18 protein-coding genes are annotated in these 15,597 nt (G+C 69.6%); 13 read left to right on the top strand and 5 right to left on the bottom strand.

The genetic code is table 11. The features are described from left to right. Window positions 1-11 precede the first annotated feature (11 nt). Window positions 12-1,337, bottom strand: a complete 1,326-nt coding sequence (locus ABD104_RS09580; protein ID WP_279814709.1) for an ATP-binding protein — start codon at window positions 1,335-1,337, stop codon at window positions 12-14. Continuing rightward, window positions 1,334-1,993, bottom strand: coding sequence for a response regulator (locus ABD104_RS09585; protein ID WP_087836776.1), 660 nt, complete (start codon window positions 1,991-1,993; stop codon window positions 1,334-1,336). Before ABD104_RS09585 ends, ABD104_RS09580 begins: the two co-directional genes overlap by 4 nt. A gap of 120 nt (window positions 1,994-2,113) precedes the next feature. Here ABD104_RS09585 and rfaE2 point away from each other — a divergent pair, with 120 nt between their 5' ends. After that, window positions 2,114-2,593: a D-glycero-beta-D-manno-heptose 1-phosphate adenylyltransferase gene (gene rfaE2, locus ABD104_RS09590; RefSeq protein WP_087836777.1), complete on the top strand. Its 480-nt coding sequence runs from the start codon at window positions 2,114-2,116 to the stop codon at window positions 2,591-2,593. Window positions 2,594-2,599: 6 nt separating this feature from the next. On the opposite strand, the gene ABD104_RS09595 is transcribed toward rfaE2, so the two are convergent. The 3 genes from ABD104_RS09595 to ABD104_RS09605 form a co-directional block, all read right to left on the bottom strand. After that, entirely contained in the window at window positions 2,600-3,475 is an 876-nt protein-coding gene (locus ABD104_RS09595) for an SPOR domain-containing protein (protein WP_343927429.1), read from the bottom strand. A 21-nt stretch (window positions 3,476-3,496) separates the two neighbouring features. Continuing rightward, window positions 3,497-4,345, bottom strand: a complete 849-nt coding sequence (locus ABD104_RS09600) for a type III pantothenate kinase (RefSeq protein WP_176400632.1) — start codon at window positions 4,343-4,345, stop codon at window positions 3,497-3,499. 158 nt (window positions 4,346-4,503) lie between these two features. Next, on the bottom strand, window positions 4,504-5,343 hold the full coding sequence (locus ABD104_RS09605) for a biotin--[acetyl-CoA-carboxylase] ligase (RefSeq protein WP_176400633.1): 840 nt from the start codon (window positions 5,341-5,343) through the stop codon (window positions 4,504-4,506). A 219-nt stretch (window positions 5,344-5,562) separates the two neighbouring features. On the opposite strand from ABD104_RS09605, the gene ABD104_RS09610 reads away from it, so the two are divergent. The 12 genes from ABD104_RS09610 to ABD104_RS09665 all read left to right on the top strand — a co-directional run bounded on the left by ABD104_RS09610 (window position 5,563) and on the right by ABD104_RS09665 (window position 15,592). Next, complete coding sequence (locus ABD104_RS09610) at window positions 5,563-6,645, top strand: VanZ family protein (protein WP_165963025.1); 1,083 nt, start codon at window positions 5,563-5,565, stop codon at window positions 6,643-6,645. Between the two features lie 33 nt (window positions 6,646-6,678). Beyond that, window positions 6,679-6,996 (top strand): (2Fe-2S) ferredoxin domain-containing protein, encoded by a 318-nt coding sequence (locus tag ABD104_RS09615; RefSeq protein WP_087836781.1) that lies wholly within the window; start codon window positions 6,679-6,681, stop codon window positions 6,994-6,996. A gap of 7 nt (window positions 6,997-7,003) precedes the next feature. Then, window positions 7,004-7,663 (top strand): alpha/beta hydrolase, encoded by a 660-nt coding sequence (locus ABD104_RS09620; RefSeq protein ID WP_343927430.1) that lies wholly within the window; start codon window positions 7,004-7,006, stop codon window positions 7,661-7,663. 177 nt (window positions 7,664-7,840) lie between these two features. After that, window positions 7,841-9,091, top strand: coding sequence for a D-alanyl-D-alanine carboxypeptidase family protein (locus tag ABD104_RS09625; RefSeq protein ID WP_425543323.1), 1,251 nt, complete (start codon window positions 7,841-7,843; stop codon window positions 9,089-9,091). Between the two features lie 228 nt (window positions 9,092-9,319). Further along, window positions 9,320-10,183 (top strand): D-amino acid aminotransferase, encoded by an 864-nt coding sequence (locus ABD104_RS09630; RefSeq protein WP_087836784.1) that lies wholly within the window; start codon window positions 9,320-9,322, stop codon window positions 10,181-10,183. A 6-nt stretch (window positions 10,184-10,189) separates the two neighbouring features. Next, on the top strand, window positions 10,190-10,468 hold the full coding sequence (locus tag ABD104_RS09635) for a DUF493 family protein (protein WP_087836785.1): 279 nt from the start codon (window positions 10,190-10,192) through the stop codon (window positions 10,466-10,468). A gap of 6 nt (window positions 10,469-10,474) precedes the next feature. Beyond that, entirely contained in the window at window positions 10,475-11,161 is a 687-nt protein-coding gene (lipB, locus tag ABD104_RS09640; RefSeq protein WP_087836786.1) for a lipoyl(octanoyl) transferase LipB, read from the top strand. A gap of 60 nt (window positions 11,162-11,221) precedes the next feature. Beyond that, entirely contained in the window at window positions 11,222-12,226 is a 1,005-nt protein-coding gene (lipA, locus tag ABD104_RS09645; RefSeq protein ID WP_087836787.1) for a lipoyl synthase, read from the top strand. Between the two features lie 258 nt (window positions 12,227-12,484). After that, complete coding sequence (locus ABD104_RS09650; protein WP_343927431.1) at window positions 12,485-13,477, top strand: Bug family tripartite tricarboxylate transporter substrate binding protein; 993 nt, start codon at window positions 12,485-12,487, stop codon at window positions 13,475-13,477. A 20-nt stretch (window positions 13,478-13,497) separates the two neighbouring features. Then, window positions 13,498-13,866 (top strand): cupin domain-containing protein, encoded by a 369-nt coding sequence (locus ABD104_RS09655; protein WP_087836789.1) that lies wholly within the window; start codon window positions 13,498-13,500, stop codon window positions 13,864-13,866. 2 nt (window positions 13,867-13,868) lie between these two features. Further along, window positions 13,869-14,663, top strand: a complete 795-nt coding sequence (locus ABD104_RS09660; RefSeq protein ID WP_087836790.1) for an HpcH/HpaI aldolase family protein — start codon at window positions 13,869-13,871, stop codon at window positions 14,661-14,663. Continuing rightward, on the top strand, window positions 14,660-15,592 hold the full coding sequence (locus ABD104_RS09665; protein ID WP_087836791.1) for a DUF6282 family protein: 933 nt from the start codon (window positions 14,660-14,662) through the stop codon (window positions 15,590-15,592). The genes ABD104_RS09660 and ABD104_RS09665 overlap by 4 nt, the downstream gene beginning before the upstream one ends. The last annotated feature ends 5 nt before the right edge of the window (window positions 15,593-15,597 follow it).

Here is a 15,597-nt window from a genome sequence, read left to right on the forward strand (position 1 = left end):
CCTTGCGCGCGTCAGCGCGTAGGGGAGGGAAACACCACCCTCGCGCGCAGGCCGCCCAGGGGGGAGTCCAGGAGTTCTATCGTGGCGTGGTGGCGGTCGGCGATGGCCTTGACGATGGCCAGGCCCAGGCCGCTGCCGGGGGTGTCGGCGGTGTGGGCGCGGTAGAAGCGGTCGAAGACGCGGCCGCGTTCGATCTGGGGGATGCCGGGGCCGTTGTCGTCCACGTCCAGCGTGACGCCCTGCGGGCCAGTCGAGAGCCGGACGTCGACGCGTCCGGATTCGGGGGCGTATTTGACGGCGTTTTCCAGCAGGTTGCGCACCAGCAGGACCAGGGCTTCGTCCTGGCCCGCGATACGCGCGCTGGCGGCGCCTTCCATGCCGAGGTCCACCCCGCGCGCGTGGGCCTGGGGCAGGATGTCGGCCAGCGCGGTGCGCACGACGTCGCCCAGGTCCACCGCCGCGAGCGCCGGCCCTTGCGCTTCCTGGCGCGCCAGCGAGAGCAACTGCTCGACCAGCCGGGTGGCGCGGTCTATGCCGGCCGCCAGCCGGGTCACCGCCACCTGGCGGGTGGCGTCGTCCTGGGCGCGGCGCAGCGATTGTAGCTGCAGCTTGAGCGCCGCCAGCGGCGAGCGCAGTTCGTGCGCGGCGTCACCCACGAATTGTTTCTGCGCGTCGAAGGCCTGGCGGACGCGGCCGAGCAGCAGGTTGAGCTCGTGGACCAGGGGCCGGACTTCGTCGGGCAGGCCGGCCTCGCTGACGGGCGACAGGTCGTCGGCCTGGCGCGAGGCGACCTGGCGGCGCGTGCGATCCACCGGGCCGAGCGAGAGGCTGATCACCCACCAGACGACCAGCATCAGCAGCGGGGCCATGGCCGCGATGGGCCAGATGGTGCGCAGCGCGAGCGTGCGCGCCGTGCCGGTGCGCACGCGCACGTCCTGGGCGACCTGGATGATCTGCAGCGGCGCCTCCATCGAGTACATGCGGTAGGTGGCGCCGTCGGCCTCGACGGTGGAGAAGCCCAGGACGACGCGGTCGGGCAGCACGAGCTTGGGCGTGGAGCGGAACAGGCGCACGCCGTCCGGCGTCCAGATCTGGATGATGAGGTCGCGCGCGGCCGGGTCGTCCAGCAGTCCGCCTTCCGGCCCGGTGCTGAACAGCGGATTGCCGTTGCCCAGCGCCAGCGCGGTGCGCTGCAGCTGGTAGTCGAAGATCTCGTCGGTCTGGACCAGCGCGCCGCGATAGGCGATGGCGCCTTGTACCAGCGCGGCCAGGAAGATGGCGGCCAGCAGGAAGGCCAGCAGGCGCGCGCGCAGGGAGTGGCCGGGCAGGAGTTTCATGATTTGGGAATGACGTAGCCCACGCCGCGCACGGTCTGGATGAATTGCGTGCCCAGTTTCTTGCGCAGGCCGTGGATGTAGACCTCGACCGCGTTGCTGCTGATCTCGTCCTTCCAGCTGTAGAGCTTTTCTTCCAGCTGGGCGCGCGACAGGATCAGGCCCGGCCGCGCCAGCAGGGGTTCGAGCACCGCCCATTCCTTGGCGGTGAGCGTGACGGGCTGGCCGTTGACGGTGGCGGTGTGCGTGGCGGGATCGAGGACGACGCCGTCGTGTTCGTACAGCGGTTCGGCCCGGCCCGCGCTGCGGCGGATCAGCGCGCGGATGCGGGCCAGGATCTCGTCCACGTCGTACGGCTTGACGACGTAGTCGTCGGCGCCGGCGTCCAGGCCGGCGATGCGCTGGTCGATGGCGTCGCGCGCCGTGGCGATGATGACGGGGATGCGGGCCTTGCGCGCGCGCAGTTCGCGCAGCACGTCCAGGCCATCGCCATCGGGCAGGCCCAGGTCGAGCAGCACGAGGTCATAGGCCTCGGTGCGCAGCGCGGTGTCCGCGCTGCCGGCGTTCTTGACCCAGTCGACCGCGTAGTGTTCGGCGCGCAGGACGTCCAGCACGCTCTCGCCTATCATCGGATCGTCTTCGACCAGCAGCAGTCGCATCGCATTTCCTCGTCCCGGGCAGGTCCCGGCCATGGACGCGCACAGTGTATCGCCCCGTGCGCGCGCCGCCGCCCGCTACCTCTACAATGGGCCGTTCCACCCTTTCCGTGCCGCCAGACCGTGCCAGCCCGTTTCGAATCCAAGATACTCAGTCCCGCCGCATGCGCGGCCGCCCGCGCGGCCTGGCCGCGCCCGCTGGTCTTCACCAACGGGGTGTTCGACATCCTGCACCGCGGCCACGTCACCTACCTGGACGCCGCCGCGCAACTGGGCGCGATGCTGGTGGTGGCGGTGAACACCGATGCCTCGGCGCGCCGCCTGGGCAAGGGGCCGGACCGGCCGCTGAACAGCCAGGACGACCGCGCGGCGCTGCTGGCGGCGCTGGCCTCGGTGGACGTGGTGACGTGGTTCGACCAGGACACGCCGCTGGAGCTGATCGGCCAGTTGCGGCCCGACCTGATCGTCAAGGGCGGGGACTACGACATGGACAAGCTGCCCGAGACCGCGCTGGTGCGCAGTTGGGGTGGCGACGCGGTGGCCATCGACTTCGAGCACGACCGTTCCACCACCAAGCTCGTGCAGCGCATCCGGACGCGCTGAGCGCCGTCAGCGGCAGTCGCGCACCGTGGGGCGGTCGAACAGGTTGCGCGCCCCTTCGATGGCGCGGCGGCCGGCGGCGGCGACGCCGTCCAGGCGCAGCCAGCTCTTGCCACCCTGGGCGCCGCGCGCCACGACCTTGGCGTTGCGCACGCCCTGGCCCTGCAGGATCGTGGCCTGTTTCTTCGCCGCGGCCTCGGTGCTGAAGACGCCCAGCGAAATGGCGTGCTGGAGCGGGCCGCCTTCCTGGATCACGAAGTAGTCCTTGACGCCGTTCTTGCCGAGCTGGGCGGCCGCGGCCTGCGCGGCCGAGGCGCTGGGCAGCGGCGGCACGATGACCATCCATCCCTGCTTGCCCGGTTCGCGCCGCGTGCCCTGTTTCGCGGCCGGCAGGTGGTCGTTCGCCCATTTCCTGGCGATGATGAGGTCGGCTTCGCTGAACGCGCCCCATTCCACGCAGGCGAGCGGTTCGGGCGGCGCGGGCGGGCTGGCCGGCGCCGCGGCGGGGGCGGGGGGAACGGTCGGGGGAATCGCCGGCGCCGGCTCGGCGTTGGCCGTGGCGGCCGCGGGAATGACGGCGCCGGCCGGGGGTGTGGTTTGCGCCGCGGAGCCTGGCGCGGCATCGATGTCGGCGGCGCCGGCCGAAGGCTCGGCGTCCGGGGCCGCCGGACTGGATTGCGCCGGTTCGGCGGCGGGCGCGGGCGGCGCTTCGTCGGTGGCGTTGATGCCGGGCAGCCGGGGGACCTGTATGGTGTCGGCGCGCAGTTCCGAGCGCATCCGGGCGGGATCGCGGCCGCGTTCCGAGAAGGGCTGGCCGAACCAGCCGCGATCCAGCGCGAAGAGCGCCACGTTGGCCAGGAGCAAGACGACGAACAGGCTGCGCATGGAAAGCCGGTGGGTAGGGGGTCAGGAAGAGGGGGCGAGCCCCGATTCGGCCAGGCAGGCCAGGCCGTCGAGGACGGGATTATCGACGACCAGCACCTGGCGCGTCGAGCCGGCCGCGCGCATCAGGTGGGCGACTTCCCCGGCGATGGCGGACCAGGCGCCGCCGCTGGCCACCAGCAGCGGTTCCTGCCGGAAGCGTTCGCGCGCGGCCAGCCACTGGCGCGCCACCGCGCCGGCCTGGGCCGCCGCCACGCCGGACATGATGGCGTCGCCGGTGTTGTCGGGAAAAGGCGCGACCTGGCCGTTGGCGCGCGGCAGGCCGGCGGTGCCGGCCGCAAGCGACTGGCGCATCAGGTCGCGCCCCGGAAGGATCAGGCCGCCGACGAAGCGGCCGGAGCCGTCCAGGGTATCCACGGTGGTGGCGGTGCCGAAATGGGCCAGCACATGCACCGGGGCCGCGGCGCCGGGGGCGGCCTGGCGGCGCCAGCGGTTCCAGATCCCCACCAGGCTGAGCCAGCGATCCGCGCCCAGGCGCTCGGGGTGCCGGTAGCCATTCGTGACGCCCAGCAGACGCCGGCCTGCGCGTATCCAGTCCACCGCGCAGCCGTTGCGCGCCAGCAGCGAGGCGATGGTGCGCTCGCTGTCATCGCCGGCCACGTTCGAGCCCAGCGCGGCGCGGGGCCGCAGGCCCGCTTCGTCCAGCCAGGGCAGCAGGGCCTCGGGCACTTCCTCGTGGCGGAACGCGACCTGCAGGGACGTGCGCGGCACGGCCTGGCCCGAGGTCGCGTCGTCGTTCCGCCAGCCGAATTTCACGCGGGTGTTGCCGGCGTCGATCAGCAGCGTGCCCGCACGCTGCGCGGGCGCGTTCACCGGACTACCCTCCTGTCGCTTCGCGACATCCTCCCCGCGGGAGGTCGCGCGCCCTCCGGGCGGCCGCGCGGGCGCGCTCACCGGACTACCCTCCTGTCGCTGCGCGACGTCCTCCCCGGGGGAGGTCGCGCGCCCTTCGGGCGGCCGCGCGGGCGCGCTCATGCGCCGGCCGTCCGCACGGAAATGTCGCCCACGGTGACGGCGCGCAGGCCGTCGGCGGCCTGGACCAGCAGCTTGCCGCTTTCGTCCACGCCCCGGGCCGTGCCTTCGAACAAGACGTGTCCGTTGTCCATGACCCGCACCGGCAGGCCGTACAGGGCGTCCCAGCGGGCGAACCGTGCCTGGAACGGGCCGAAGCCCTCGGCGGCGTAGCCGGCGATGGCGTCCTGCCAGGATCTTGCCACCGTGGCGGCCAGGCGCGCCGGGTCGTCGGCGCCGCCGGTCTGCGCCCAGTCGGCGACCTCGCGGCCCAGCGCCTGCGACAGCGCGGCCGCGCCGCGAAGGTTGATGCCGATGCCCAGGATCAGGCCCATGCGCCCCGAGGCCGGCACGGTCACGGTCTCGACCAGGATGCCCGCCAGCTTGGCCGTGTTCCACTGCACGTCGTTGGGCCATTTCAGCGCCAGCGCGCCGTCGGCGCCGCTGCCCAGCAGGTTGCTCAGGGCCTCGCACGCGGCCACGCCCGCCACCAGCGACAGCGGCGGCAGGCGCGCGGGCGGGATGTCGGCCTGCCAGCCGCAGGAGAAAAGCAGCGCGTCGCCCGCGCGGGTGCGCCAGGGCCGGCCGGCGCGCCCGCGTCCGGAGGTTTGCGCGTGGCTGCCCAGCAGCGCCGGCCCGGTGCCGCCGCGGCGCAGGTATTGCTGGAGGTCGGCGTTGGTGGACGCGGTGGCGTCCAGCCACGTCACGGTCCAGTCCGGCAGCAGGCGCCGCAAGCCGGCGGCAAGCTCCGCGGGCGGGGCAAGCCGGGCGTCGGAGAGGGCAGAGTCTGGTGCAACCATGGGTCTTCGTCGAGGGCCGCGCGTGGAACGCGGAAACACGGGATTGTAGGCAGAGCCGGCGGATTTCGCATGCCGGAGCCCGCAAAACGCATAAACTTGAGTCATGTCGTTTACGTTTTGCTCCCGCCGCCCATGAGCACGCCGCCCGAAGGACGTGCTCCCTCCCCCAGGGAGGATGTCGCGCAGCGACACGAGGGCACCCCGATCCCCCCGTCCGCCGTGCCCGTGCCATCGGGCCTGCACGGCGCGCCGCTGGCGCGGCTGGCGCTGTCCATCATCGTCCTGCTGGTCGTCTACGCCAGCCTGTATCCGTTCTCGGGCTGGGTGGACGTCGGCGTGCCGGCGTTCGCCTACCTGCGCGCGCCATGGCCGCAATACTGGGTCGGCTCGGAGATCATCGCCAACGTCGCCGCCTATCTGCCGGTCGGCGCGTTGTTCGTCTGGGCCGTCTATCCGGCCTGCAGGGGCCTGCTGGCCGTTGCCTTGGCCACGGTGTGCTGCGGACTGCTGTCGGGTGCGCTGGAGGCATTGCAGACCTATCTGCCCAATCGCATCGCCTCGAACGTGGACCTCGCCGCCAATACCGCCGGCGCCCTGCTGGGCGCGCTGGCCGGCACCGCCACGGCCTCCTGGCTGATCGGCCATGGCGCGCTGGCGCGCTGGCGCCAGCGGTGGTTCCGCCCCGAGGCCGGCCCTGCGCTGATCCTGGCGATGCTGTGGGTGTTTATGCAGATCCCGCGCCAGCCCATGCTGTTCGGCACCGGCGAGCTGTGGCTGCTGCTGGGCGACTGGGCCGCGCTGCCATCGGACGTGGTGGGCTTCCTGTGGTCGCCCGAGCCGGCGCAGCGCATCGTTGCCGAACAGATCTGCACCGCCGCCGCGGTGGTGGGGGCCGCGATGCTGCTCCTGCACGTGGCGCGCCCGGTGCCGGCGCGCGGTATCCTTCCTCTCGTGCTGGTCGCCTGCGCCGTGCTGGCGAAGGCGGCCCTGCAGCCCCTGGCCGTCCCCGGGCAGGCGCCTGGCGCGTGGGTCACCGCCGGGGCCGCCGTGGGCACGGCGGCCGGACTGCTGCTGGCGACGGGCATGGCCTACCTGAAACCGGCCTGGCAGCGGGCCCTGGGCATCACGGCGCTGTGCGTGCAACTGGGCATCGTCAACCTGTTTCCGTCCGACCAGTATTTCGACATGACGACCGCGATGGCCCGCACGGGCTGGCTGCACCTGGAGTCGCTCACGCTCGGCCTGTCCGTGATCTGGCCGCTGGCGGCTCTCTTTTTCCTGGCCCGGCGGCGTTCCGCCTGACCACCCGAAGTCCCCATTCCTTTGCGAGCCGGTATGGAGTCCTACTACAAACACCACGTCTTCTTCTGCCTGAACGAGCGCGGGGCCGATGCCCCCCGGCCCAGCTGTGCGCGCCAGGGTGCGCAAGCCATGCAGGACTACGCCAAGAAACGCATCAAGCAACTGGGGCTGGCCGGCAAGGGCGAGATCCGCATCAACAAGGCGGGCTGCCTGGATCGCTGCGAGGAAGGCCCCGTGCTGGTGGTCTATCCCGAGGGCGTCTGGTACACCTACGTGGACCAGAGCGACATCGACGAGATCATCGACTCGCACCTGGTGCGGGGCGAGCCGGTCGAACGCCTGAGGATCTGAGGTTCGCATGGCCATCACCACGGAACACCTGGTCCTGGAGGGCGGCGCCGGCGCCGTCGATTGCGCGCTCGATATTCCCGAAGTCGGCCTGGAAGCCGCGCGCGGGTGGGCGCTGGTCCTGCATCCGCATCCGCTGTTCGGCGGCACGCGCGACAACAAGGTGGTCACCACGATCGCGCGTGCCTGCCTCCAGCAGGGGCTGGCGGCGCTGCGGCCCAACTTCCGGGGCGTGGGCGCATCGGCGGGGGAATTCGACAACGGCCAGGGCGAAGCCGCCGACATGCTGGGCGTGGTGGACCAGTTCCGCGACCGTTACCCGGCCCTGGCCGGCGGGCGCTTCGTGCTGGGCGGATTCTCGTTCGGCAGCGCGGTGGCCAGCCAGGTCCACGCCGGCTGCGGACCGCGGAGCGAGCGCGGGCTGGACATCGCGGGCCTGGTGCTGCTGGGGACCGCGGCCAGCCGGTTTTCCGTGGCCAGCGTGCCGGAAGACACCCTGGTCATTCACGGCGAACAGGACGATACCGTGCCGCTGCAATCCGTCATGGACTGGGCGCGCCCGCAAAGCCTTCCGGTAACGGTCATCCCTGGCTCGGGCCACTTCTTCCACGGCAACCTGGTGGTCGTGAAGCGGCTGGTGCTGGCCTACCTGGCCCGGGTCCTGGGATGACCGCCGCGACGCGATCCAGCTGTAGCATTCGGTTGCATCAGGTGTCCGGCACCGCGTCGCCGGCCCGGCGGCCCGGGTGCCTATAATCACGTTTTCCACCCCGCATCGCGGGGCGAGCGCCAGGCGGCCCCAGGGCATGCCCGGCGGCATGCCCCTCTTGCACGACCATCCTCCCACATGAAACTGCGCTTTTTCTCGTCTGGTCCGGGACGTCGGTTCGCACTGGCCACCGTGGCTTCCGCCTGCTTTCTCGCGTTCCCGGCCGCCATGCCTGCCTCCGCCCTGGCCGCCGCCGCACCGCCCGCCACCACTTCCACCGCGACGCCGTCCGCGCCGCCGATGTCGACCGTCGGCCTGCTGGCTTCCGTGCCGGCACCCGCGATCGCGGCGCGCGCGTGGGTGACCATCGATGTCACCAGCGACCAGGTCCTGGCCGAGGAACGTTCGAGCGAACGCATCGAGCCCGCCTCGCTCACCAAGGTCATGTCGGCCTACCTGGTGTTCAACGCGCTCAAGGAAAAGCGCCTGACGCTGGCCCAGACGGTCAACGTGTCGCAGAAGGCGTGGCGCACGGGCGGCTCGCGCATGTTCATCGAGCCGCGCAAGCCCGTCACGGTCGAAGAACTGATCCGCGGCATGATCACGCAGTCCGGCAACGACGCCACCGTGGCGCTGGCCGAGGCCGTGGCCGGCAGCGAGGACGCGTTCGTCGCGCTGATGAACCAGGAAGCCGCGCGCCTGGGCCTGAAGGAGACGCACTTCACCAACTCCACGGGCCTGCCCGACCCGCAGCACGTGACCACCGTGCGCGACCTGGCCCTGCTGGCCAAGCGGCTGATCCAGGATCATCCCGATTACTACGGCTACTACAAGGAACGCCAGTTCACCTACAACAAGATCACCCAGCCCAATCGCAACCGGCTGCTGTGGGTGGATCCGTCGGTGGATGGCATGAAGACCGGCCATACCGATGCCGCGGGCTATTGCCTGATCGCCTCGGCGATGCGGGGCGACCGTCGCGTGCTGACGGTGCTGGTGGGCGCCTCGAGCGAGAACGCCCGGGCGCAGGAAAGCCTGAAGCTGCTGAATTGGGGCTTCCAGAACTTCGATACCGTCAAGGTCTACGACGCCAAGCAGGCGGTGGTGGAGCCCAAGGTCTGGAAGGGCAGCGTGGGCAAGGCCAAGCTGGGTTCGCCGTCGGCGATCTGGGTGACCGTGCCGCGCGGCCAGGCCGGCAACGTCAAGTCCACCATCGAACGCACCGATCCCCTGGTCGCGCCGCTGCAGGCGGGCCAGCAGGTGGGCACGGTCAAGCTGACCCTGAACGACAAGCCGGTGCGCGAAGTGCCGCTGACCGTGCTCGAACCCGTGGACGTGGCCGGCATCTTCGGCCGGGCGTTCGACGCGGTTCGTCTCTGGTTCAATTGAAGCACCCCCCTACGCGCTTACGCGCGCCCCCCAGGGGGCGAAACCGGCGGACTGGCGGAGCCAGATCCGCAGTTTCCTGGGTCTAGTACCAGCCTCTTGGATTGGTTCACCGTTGCCACAATCCAAGCTAACCGTACTAGACTCAGGATGCGGTGGATCCGGCTTTGCCGGTCCACCCGCGTCGCCCCCTGGGGGGCGCGCGAAGCGCGTAGGGGGGGAGGAGATGTGATGATTCCTGGTATCGAGGGTGATCCTCGGGTCTATCTGAACGGCGAGTTCACGCCGTTGTCGCAGGCCAAGATATCCGTGCTGGACCGGGGGTTCATCTTCGGCGACGGGATCTACGAGGTCGTGCCGGTGTATGGGCGCAAGCCGTTCCGGATGGCGCAGCATCTGGCCCGGCTGGAGCGCAGCCTGGCCGCGATCCGGATTCCGAATCCGCATACGGTTCAGCAGTGGCAGGATCTGGTGGGCAAGCTGATCGAAACCTCGGATGCACAGGACCAGATCGTTTACCTGCAGCTGACCCGGGGCGTGGCCAAGCGTGACCATGCCTTTCCGGCGCAGGTAGTGCCCACGGTGTTCGGCATGAGCAGCCCGTTCGCGCGGCCCTCGGCGCAGGCGCGGGAAAACGGCGTGAAGACGGTCAGCATGCCGGACGAGCGCTGGCTGCATTGCGAGATCAAGTCCACCTCGCTGCTGGGCAACGTGCTGGCGCGGCAGTTCGCGGCCGATCGCGACGTGCCCGAGGTGGTGATGTTCCGCGACGGCCATCTTTCCGAGGGCTCGTCCAGCAACGTCTGGGTCGTCAAGGACGGCCGGCTGCTGGCGCCCCTGAAGGACAACCTCATCCTGGAAGGCATCCGCTACGGTTTCATCGAGGACATGGCCGCGGCCCGGGGCATTCCGCTGGAGATGCGGCAGATTTCCCGGGCCGAGGTCGACGCGGCCGACGAACTGATGCTGTCGTCGGCCACCAAGGAAATCCTGCCCGTCGTATCCCTGGACGGCAAGCCCGTCGGCAATGGCCGACCCGGGCCGGTCTATGCGCGGCTGCGCGAGGGATACGACGAGGCGATCGCAAGGCTTTGATTCATCATGGCAGATTTACCTGAAGTTCCCGATTCGCTGATCGAATACCCGTCGGACTTTCCGATCAAGGTCATGGGCGCCCATCACCCCGATTTCGTCGCGGTGCTGACCGAGGTCGTCCTGCGCCACGATCCCGGGTTCGACCCAGAAACGGTGGAAAGGCGGCCCAGCTCGGGCGGCAATTACCTGGGCCTGACCTTCATCGTGCGGGCCACCTCGCGCGAGCAGCTGGACGCCCTGTATCGCGAGCTGACCTCGCACCCCATGGTCAAGTACGTGCTGTAACGCCGCATGCTGATCCGCTGGCTGCCGTCCCCCGCCGACTACCACGAGACCTGGGAGGCCATGAAGGCCTTCACGGCCGCGCGCGGGCCCGAGACGCCGGACGAGATCTGGCTGGTGGAGCATCCGCCGGTCTTCACGCTGGGCCTGGCCGGCAAGCCCGAACACGTGCTGGCGCCGCGCGACGTGCCGGTGGTCAAGAGCGATCGGGGCGGGCAGGTGACCTACCACGGCCCGGGCCAGGTGGTGGCCTATGTGCTGCTGGACCTGAAGCGGGCGGGGTACTTCGTCAAGGAATACGTGGCGCGGGTGGAGCAGGCGGTGATCGACATGCTGGCCGGCCTGGGCCTGCCCGATGCGCGCCGCAAGCCGGACGCCCCCGGCGTCTACGTCGACTGGCCCCGGCCGCCCCAGGCGGCGCTGGAGCTGGCCAAGATTTCCGCGCTGGGCATCAAGGTCCATCGCGGCTGCACCTATCACGGCGTGGCGCTGAACGTGGCGATGGACCTGTCGCCCTTCACCTGGATCAACCCTTGCGGCTACGCGGGATTGAGGACCGTGGACCTGGCGTCCTGCGGTTGCGGGATCGGCCTGGAAGAGGCCGGCAACCGCCTGGCGCGCCACCTTGAACGGACGCTGACGGCCCGGGCGCCGGCAGGGGCTTTGGCCGCCCCGGCGCCGGCGGCGGTAGAATAAGGGTCTTTACTAATCCCGGCCCCCGGTTCTACCCCGGTCACGCCGAACAGGAACCAGTCGATGAGCTCTGTGCCCGAAACGTCCGCCGTGGGCGGCAATGCCGACGCACCCGTGGCGGCACCGGCCTACGATCCGCTGCAGAAGCAGAAATCCGAATCCAAGGTCTCGCGCATTCCCGTCAAGGTCGTGCAGGTGGAGCGGCTCAAGAAGCCGGAATGGATCCGCGTGAAGGCGGCGTCCCCGGGGTCGCGTTTCTACGACATCAAGCGCATCCTGCGCGAACACAACCTGCACACGGTGTGCGAGGAAGCCTCGTGTCCGAACATCGGCGAGTGCTTCGGCAAGGGCACGGCCACGTTCATGATCATGGGCGACAAGTGCACCCGCCGCTGTCCGTTCTGTGATGTGGGCCACGGCCGTCCCGATCCGCTGGACACCGACGAGCCCCTGAACCTGGCCCGCACCATCGCCGCGCTGAAGCTCAACTATGTCGTGATCACCTCGGTGGACCGCGACGACCTGCGCGACGGCGGCGCCGCCCACTTCGTGGAGTGCATCGCCAAGACGCGCGAGCTGTCGCCCTCGACCCGCATCGAGATCCTGGTACCCGACTTCCGCGGCCGCCTGGATCGCGCGCTGGCCATCCTGAACGCCGGCCCGCCCGACGTCATGAACCACAACCTGGAAACCGTGCCCCGCCTGTACAAGCAGGCGCGCCCGGGTTCGAACTACGAGCATTCGCTCAGGCTGCTGGCCGAGTTCAAGGCGCTGCATCCGGACGTGCCGACCAAGTCCGGCCTGATGCTGGGCCTGGGCGAGACCGACGAGGAGATCCTGCAGGTGATGCGCGACATGCGCGCGCACAACGTCGACATGATCACCATCGGGCAGTACCTGCAGCCTTCCGAGCACCACCTGCCGGTGCTGCGCTACGTGCATCCCGATACCTTCGCGATGTTCGAGCGCGAGGCCTACGCCATGGGTTTCACCCATGCCGCCGTGGGCGCGATGGTGCGTTCGTCCTACCACGCCGACCAGCAGGCGCACGCGGCGGGCGTTGCCTGACGCGTCCGGGTTCCGCCGCCGAGAACGAGGCCTTCGGGCCTCGTTTTTTTTCGCCCGTCGCCTGCGTGGGCGCTTGACACCCCCGGTCCGGCTCTTTACCATGTTTCTTACAAAGAAATTCTTTTCTTTTTAAAAGAACAAATGAGAGACAGGAGCGGGCCCCGTGCCCGCAATCTCCCCCGTCTCTCCCTCGTTCCCGGAATCTCGCGCCCATGCCGTGCAGGCAGGGGGACGCTCACGCTCGAACAAGGAGACACCATGTCATTCCCGCGGTTTTTCCCCGCCACCGTCTGGCGCGGCGGCGCCATCGTCCTCGCCTGCATGTCCGTTTGTGGCGTGTCGGTGGCCCAGACCTATCCCACCAAGCCCATCCGGCTGATCGTGCCGTTCGCGCCGGGCGGCGCGGTCGACATCGTCGGCCGCCTGATGGCGCAATCGCTGAACGAAAGCCTGGGCCAGGCCGTGATCGTGGAAAACCGCCCCGGGGCGGGTGGCCTGCTGGCCATGGAAGAAGTGGCGAAAGCCGCGCCCGATGGCTACACCCTCGCGGTGGGCGCGGCGGGGCCGCTCACGGTCAGCCCGGCCTTGTTCAAGGAGCGCAAGTTCGATCCGCTGGAGCGGCTCGATCCGGTGATCTGGTACGCCAGCACGCCAGGCATCCTGGTGGTGAATCCCGCGCTCAAGGCCAACACCGTGGCCGAGCTGATCGCCTTGTCCAAGTCCAGCCCGCGTCCGCTGGCCATGGGGTCGGCCGGCAGCGGCAGCATCAATCACCTGATGGGGGAGTATTTCCAGCAAGTGGCCGGCGTCAGCTGGATGCACGTGCCCTACAAGGGCAGCTCGCCCGCGCTGACCGACCTGGTCGGCGGCAACGTGCAGGTGATGATGGACATCGTGCCGACCGCCACGCCGCTGGTGAAGTCGGGCAAGCTGCGCGCCCTGGCGGTGACCACGCCCAAGCGTTCCAACATGCTGCCGTCGGTGCCCACCGTGGCCGAACTGGGATATCCCGGCTTCGACGCCAGTTCCTGGCTGTCATTGAACGCTCCACGCGGCACGCCGGCCGCCATCATCCAGAAGCTGAACCGCGCCCTGAACGAGGGCCTGGCCAAGGAGGAGGTCCGGCGCCGCATCACCGATATCGGCGCCGAGCCGGAAGGCGGTACGCCGGACCGCGTCACGGCGCGCCTGAAGCTGGACATCCCGCGCTGGAGCAAGCTGCTGGAAACCGCGGGCGTCACGGTGCAATGAAGCGAACTCAAGGAGGCGGTATGGCATTGGCGAATCTGCATAACTGGAACGACCTGGCCCGGGAAACCGTACGCAAGGGCGTGGAGCGGGTCGGGTTCCGCGGCGACGACGTGATGTGCGTCATGAACTGGCTGACGCCGGGCATGGACACCAATCCGCACAGCCACACCTTCGAGCAACTGGTGATCATCGTGCAGGGCCGTGTGCGCTTCCACCTGGGCGACGAAGTGGTCGAGGGCGGCCCGGGCAGCATGATCCGCATCCCGCCGCACGTGGTGCACTATGCCGAGCCCGTGGGCGACGAGGTGGTCCTGAACCTGGACGTGTTCGCGCCGCTGCGCGAAGACTACAAGCACCTGGTCGAGTACCAGCGCGCCGAGTTCGAGTGACCATGGCCACCGCGAACCAGGCCTTCCGCGCCCGCCTGCGCGAGCGCGCGCCGCTGGGCGGGACGTTCATCAAGACACCCGCCTACCAGCACGTCGAGATCGCCGGCGGCGCCGGCCTGGACTTCGTCGTGCTCGATGCCGAGCATGCCGTGTTCGATCCGGCGCAGCTGGACCAGTGCGCGCTGGCCGCGCGCGCGGCCGGCACCGCGGCGGTCGTGCGCCTGCCCGACCCCGGTGCCGCCAGCGTGCTGCGCGTGCTGGACATGGGGGCCGCGGGCGTGCTGGTGCCGCACGTGGTCGATGCCGAGTGTGCCCGCGAGATCGTCGCGCGGACCCGCTACGCCGATGGCATGCGCGGCTACAGCAATTCGCCGCGCTCGGGCGGATATGGCGCGCTGCCCATGGCGCGGCACATGCGGGAAGCCGATGCCGGCGTCAGCGTGCTGTGCCAGATCGAGGACCGCGCGGGCGTGGACAACATCGCCGCGATCGCCGCCGTGCCCGGGGTCGATTGCCTGTTCATCGGACGCGCCGACCTGGCGGTTTCCTATGGCGTGACGGAACTCGATCATCCCCTGGTCGCGCAGGCGGTCGACACGGTGATCCAGGCCGGCGCGGCCGCCGGGGTCGCCGTCGGCATTTTCCTTCCCGATGCCGACGCGCTGGCCGCCTACGCCGCGCGCGGCGTCAGCCTGTTCGTGATCGGCTCGGACCAGGGCTGGCTGCGCGCCGCCGCGCTGGGCCTGGGCGGGCGCATGGCCGCGGCCTTTCTTCAAACATCGGAGTGCAACCCATGAATACTTCTGTCGTCGCAACCCCGGCCACCGAGCTGGATCCCCGGGTCGAAAACCTCGTCAAGGGCGCCATCGACCTGCATTGCCACAGCGGCCCGTCGGTGATGGCCCGTTACCTGGACCACCTGGAGGCCATGCGGGAAGCCTCCGAGGCCGGCCTGAAAGCCGTGCTGCTGAAGGACCACTATTACTCGGCCACCCCCGTCACCTATCTGCTGAACAAGCATTTCAGCAACCTGGGCGTGCTCATGCTGTCCGGCGTGCCGCTGAACAACGCGGTGGGAGGCCTGAACGTGCACGCGGTCGAGCACGGCATCAAGCTGGGCGCGCGCCTGGTGTGGATGCCGACCTTCTCGTCGGCCAATCACATCGACCACCACAAGCAGGATCACAAATTCACCGAGAAATTCCCGCAGACCAAGAAGAAGATGATCGACCCGGTGCCGCTGACGGTGCTGGATGCCGGCGGCAAGCTCAAGGACGAGGTCAAGGACATCCTCGACCTGATCGCCGAGGCCGACGTGGTGCTGTCCGCGGGGCACCTGCACATCTCGGAGATCTGGCCGCTGTTCGACGAAGCCCGCAAGCGCGGCGTCAAGCGTCTGCTGGTCAACCATCCCACCTACGTGGTGGATGCCACGCTCGACGACATGAAGGTGCTGGCCCGCGACGGCGTCTACATGGAGCACTCGATGTGCATGTGGGTGCCCGGCTCCAAGTTCAAGTTCTACGAACCGGAGTTCCTGCGCCAGATCATCGAGGCCGGCACGGTGGACCGGACCATACTGGGCTCGGATCTCGGCCAGCAGGGCAATCCGCGGATCGTGGACGGTTTCCGCCACGTGATCCGGACCTGCCTGGACCTGGGCTACTCCGAGGCGGATGTTCGTAAAATGACCTCCACGAACGCATCCGCCCTGATGGGTATCTGAGGAGA

The organism is Pigmentiphaga daeguensis (assembly GCF_039523035.1).
GTDB lineage: Bacteria > Pseudomonadota > Gammaproteobacteria > Burkholderiales > Burkholderiaceae_B > Pigmentiphaga > Pigmentiphaga daeguensis.

Excerpts from the sequence above, each read along its gene's own strand:
- ABD104_RS09615 (WP_087836781.1), top strand. The coding sequence starts at position 6,679 with ATGGAGTCCTACTACAAACACCACGTCTTCTTCTGCCTGAACGAGCGC.
- ABD104_RS09620 (WP_343927430.1), top strand. The coding sequence starts at position 7,004 with ATGGCCATCACCACGGAACACCTGGTCCTGGAGGGCGGCGCCGGCGCC.
- ABD104_RS09665 (WP_087836791.1), top strand. The coding sequence starts at position 14,660 with ATGAATACTTCTGTCGTCGCAACCCCGGCCACCGAGCTGGATCCCCGG.
- ABD104_RS09655 (WP_087836789.1), top strand. The coding sequence starts at position 13,498 with ATGGCATTGGCGAATCTGCATAACTGGAACGACCTGGCCCGGGAAACC.
- ABD104_RS09650 (WP_343927431.1), top strand. The coding sequence starts at position 12,485 with ATGTCATTCCCGCGGTTTTTCCCCGCCACCGTCTGGCGCGGCGGCGCC.
- ABD104_RS09660 (WP_087836790.1), top strand. The coding sequence starts at position 13,869 with ATGGCCACCGCGAACCAGGCCTTCCGCGCCCGCCTGCGCGAGCGCGCG.
- ABD104_RS09605 (WP_176400633.1), bottom strand. The coding sequence starts at position 5,343 with ATGGTTGCACCAGACTCTGCCCTCTCCGACGCCCGGCTTGCCCCGCCC.
- lipB (WP_087836786.1), top strand. The coding sequence starts at position 10,475 with ATGCTGATCCGCTGGCTGCCGTCCCCCGCCGACTACCACGAGACCTGG.
- ABD104_RS09580 (WP_279814709.1), bottom strand. The coding sequence starts at position 1,337 with ATGAAACTCCTGCCCGGCCACTCCCTGCGCGCGCGCCTGCTGGCCTTC.
- ABD104_RS09630 (WP_087836784.1), top strand. The coding sequence starts at position 9,320 with ATGATTCCTGGTATCGAGGGTGATCCTCGGGTCTATCTGAACGGCGAG.
- ABD104_RS09635 (WP_087836785.1), top strand. The coding sequence starts at position 10,190 with ATGGCAGATTTACCTGAAGTTCCCGATTCGCTGATCGAATACCCGTCG.
- ABD104_RS09595 (WP_343927429.1), bottom strand. The coding sequence starts at position 3,475 with ATGCGCAGCCTGTTCGTCGTCTTGCTCCTGGCCAACGTGGCGCTCTTC.
- lipA (WP_087836787.1), top strand. The coding sequence starts at position 11,222 with ATGAGCTCTGTGCCCGAAACGTCCGCCGTGGGCGGCAATGCCGACGCA.
- ABD104_RS09625 (WP_425543323.1), top strand. The coding sequence starts at position 7,841 with ATGAAACTGCGCTTTTTCTCGTCTGGTCCGGGACGTCGGTTCGCACTG.
- ABD104_RS09585 (WP_087836776.1), bottom strand. The coding sequence starts at position 1,993 with ATGCGACTGCTGCTGGTCGAAGACGATCCGATGATAGGCGAGAGCGTG.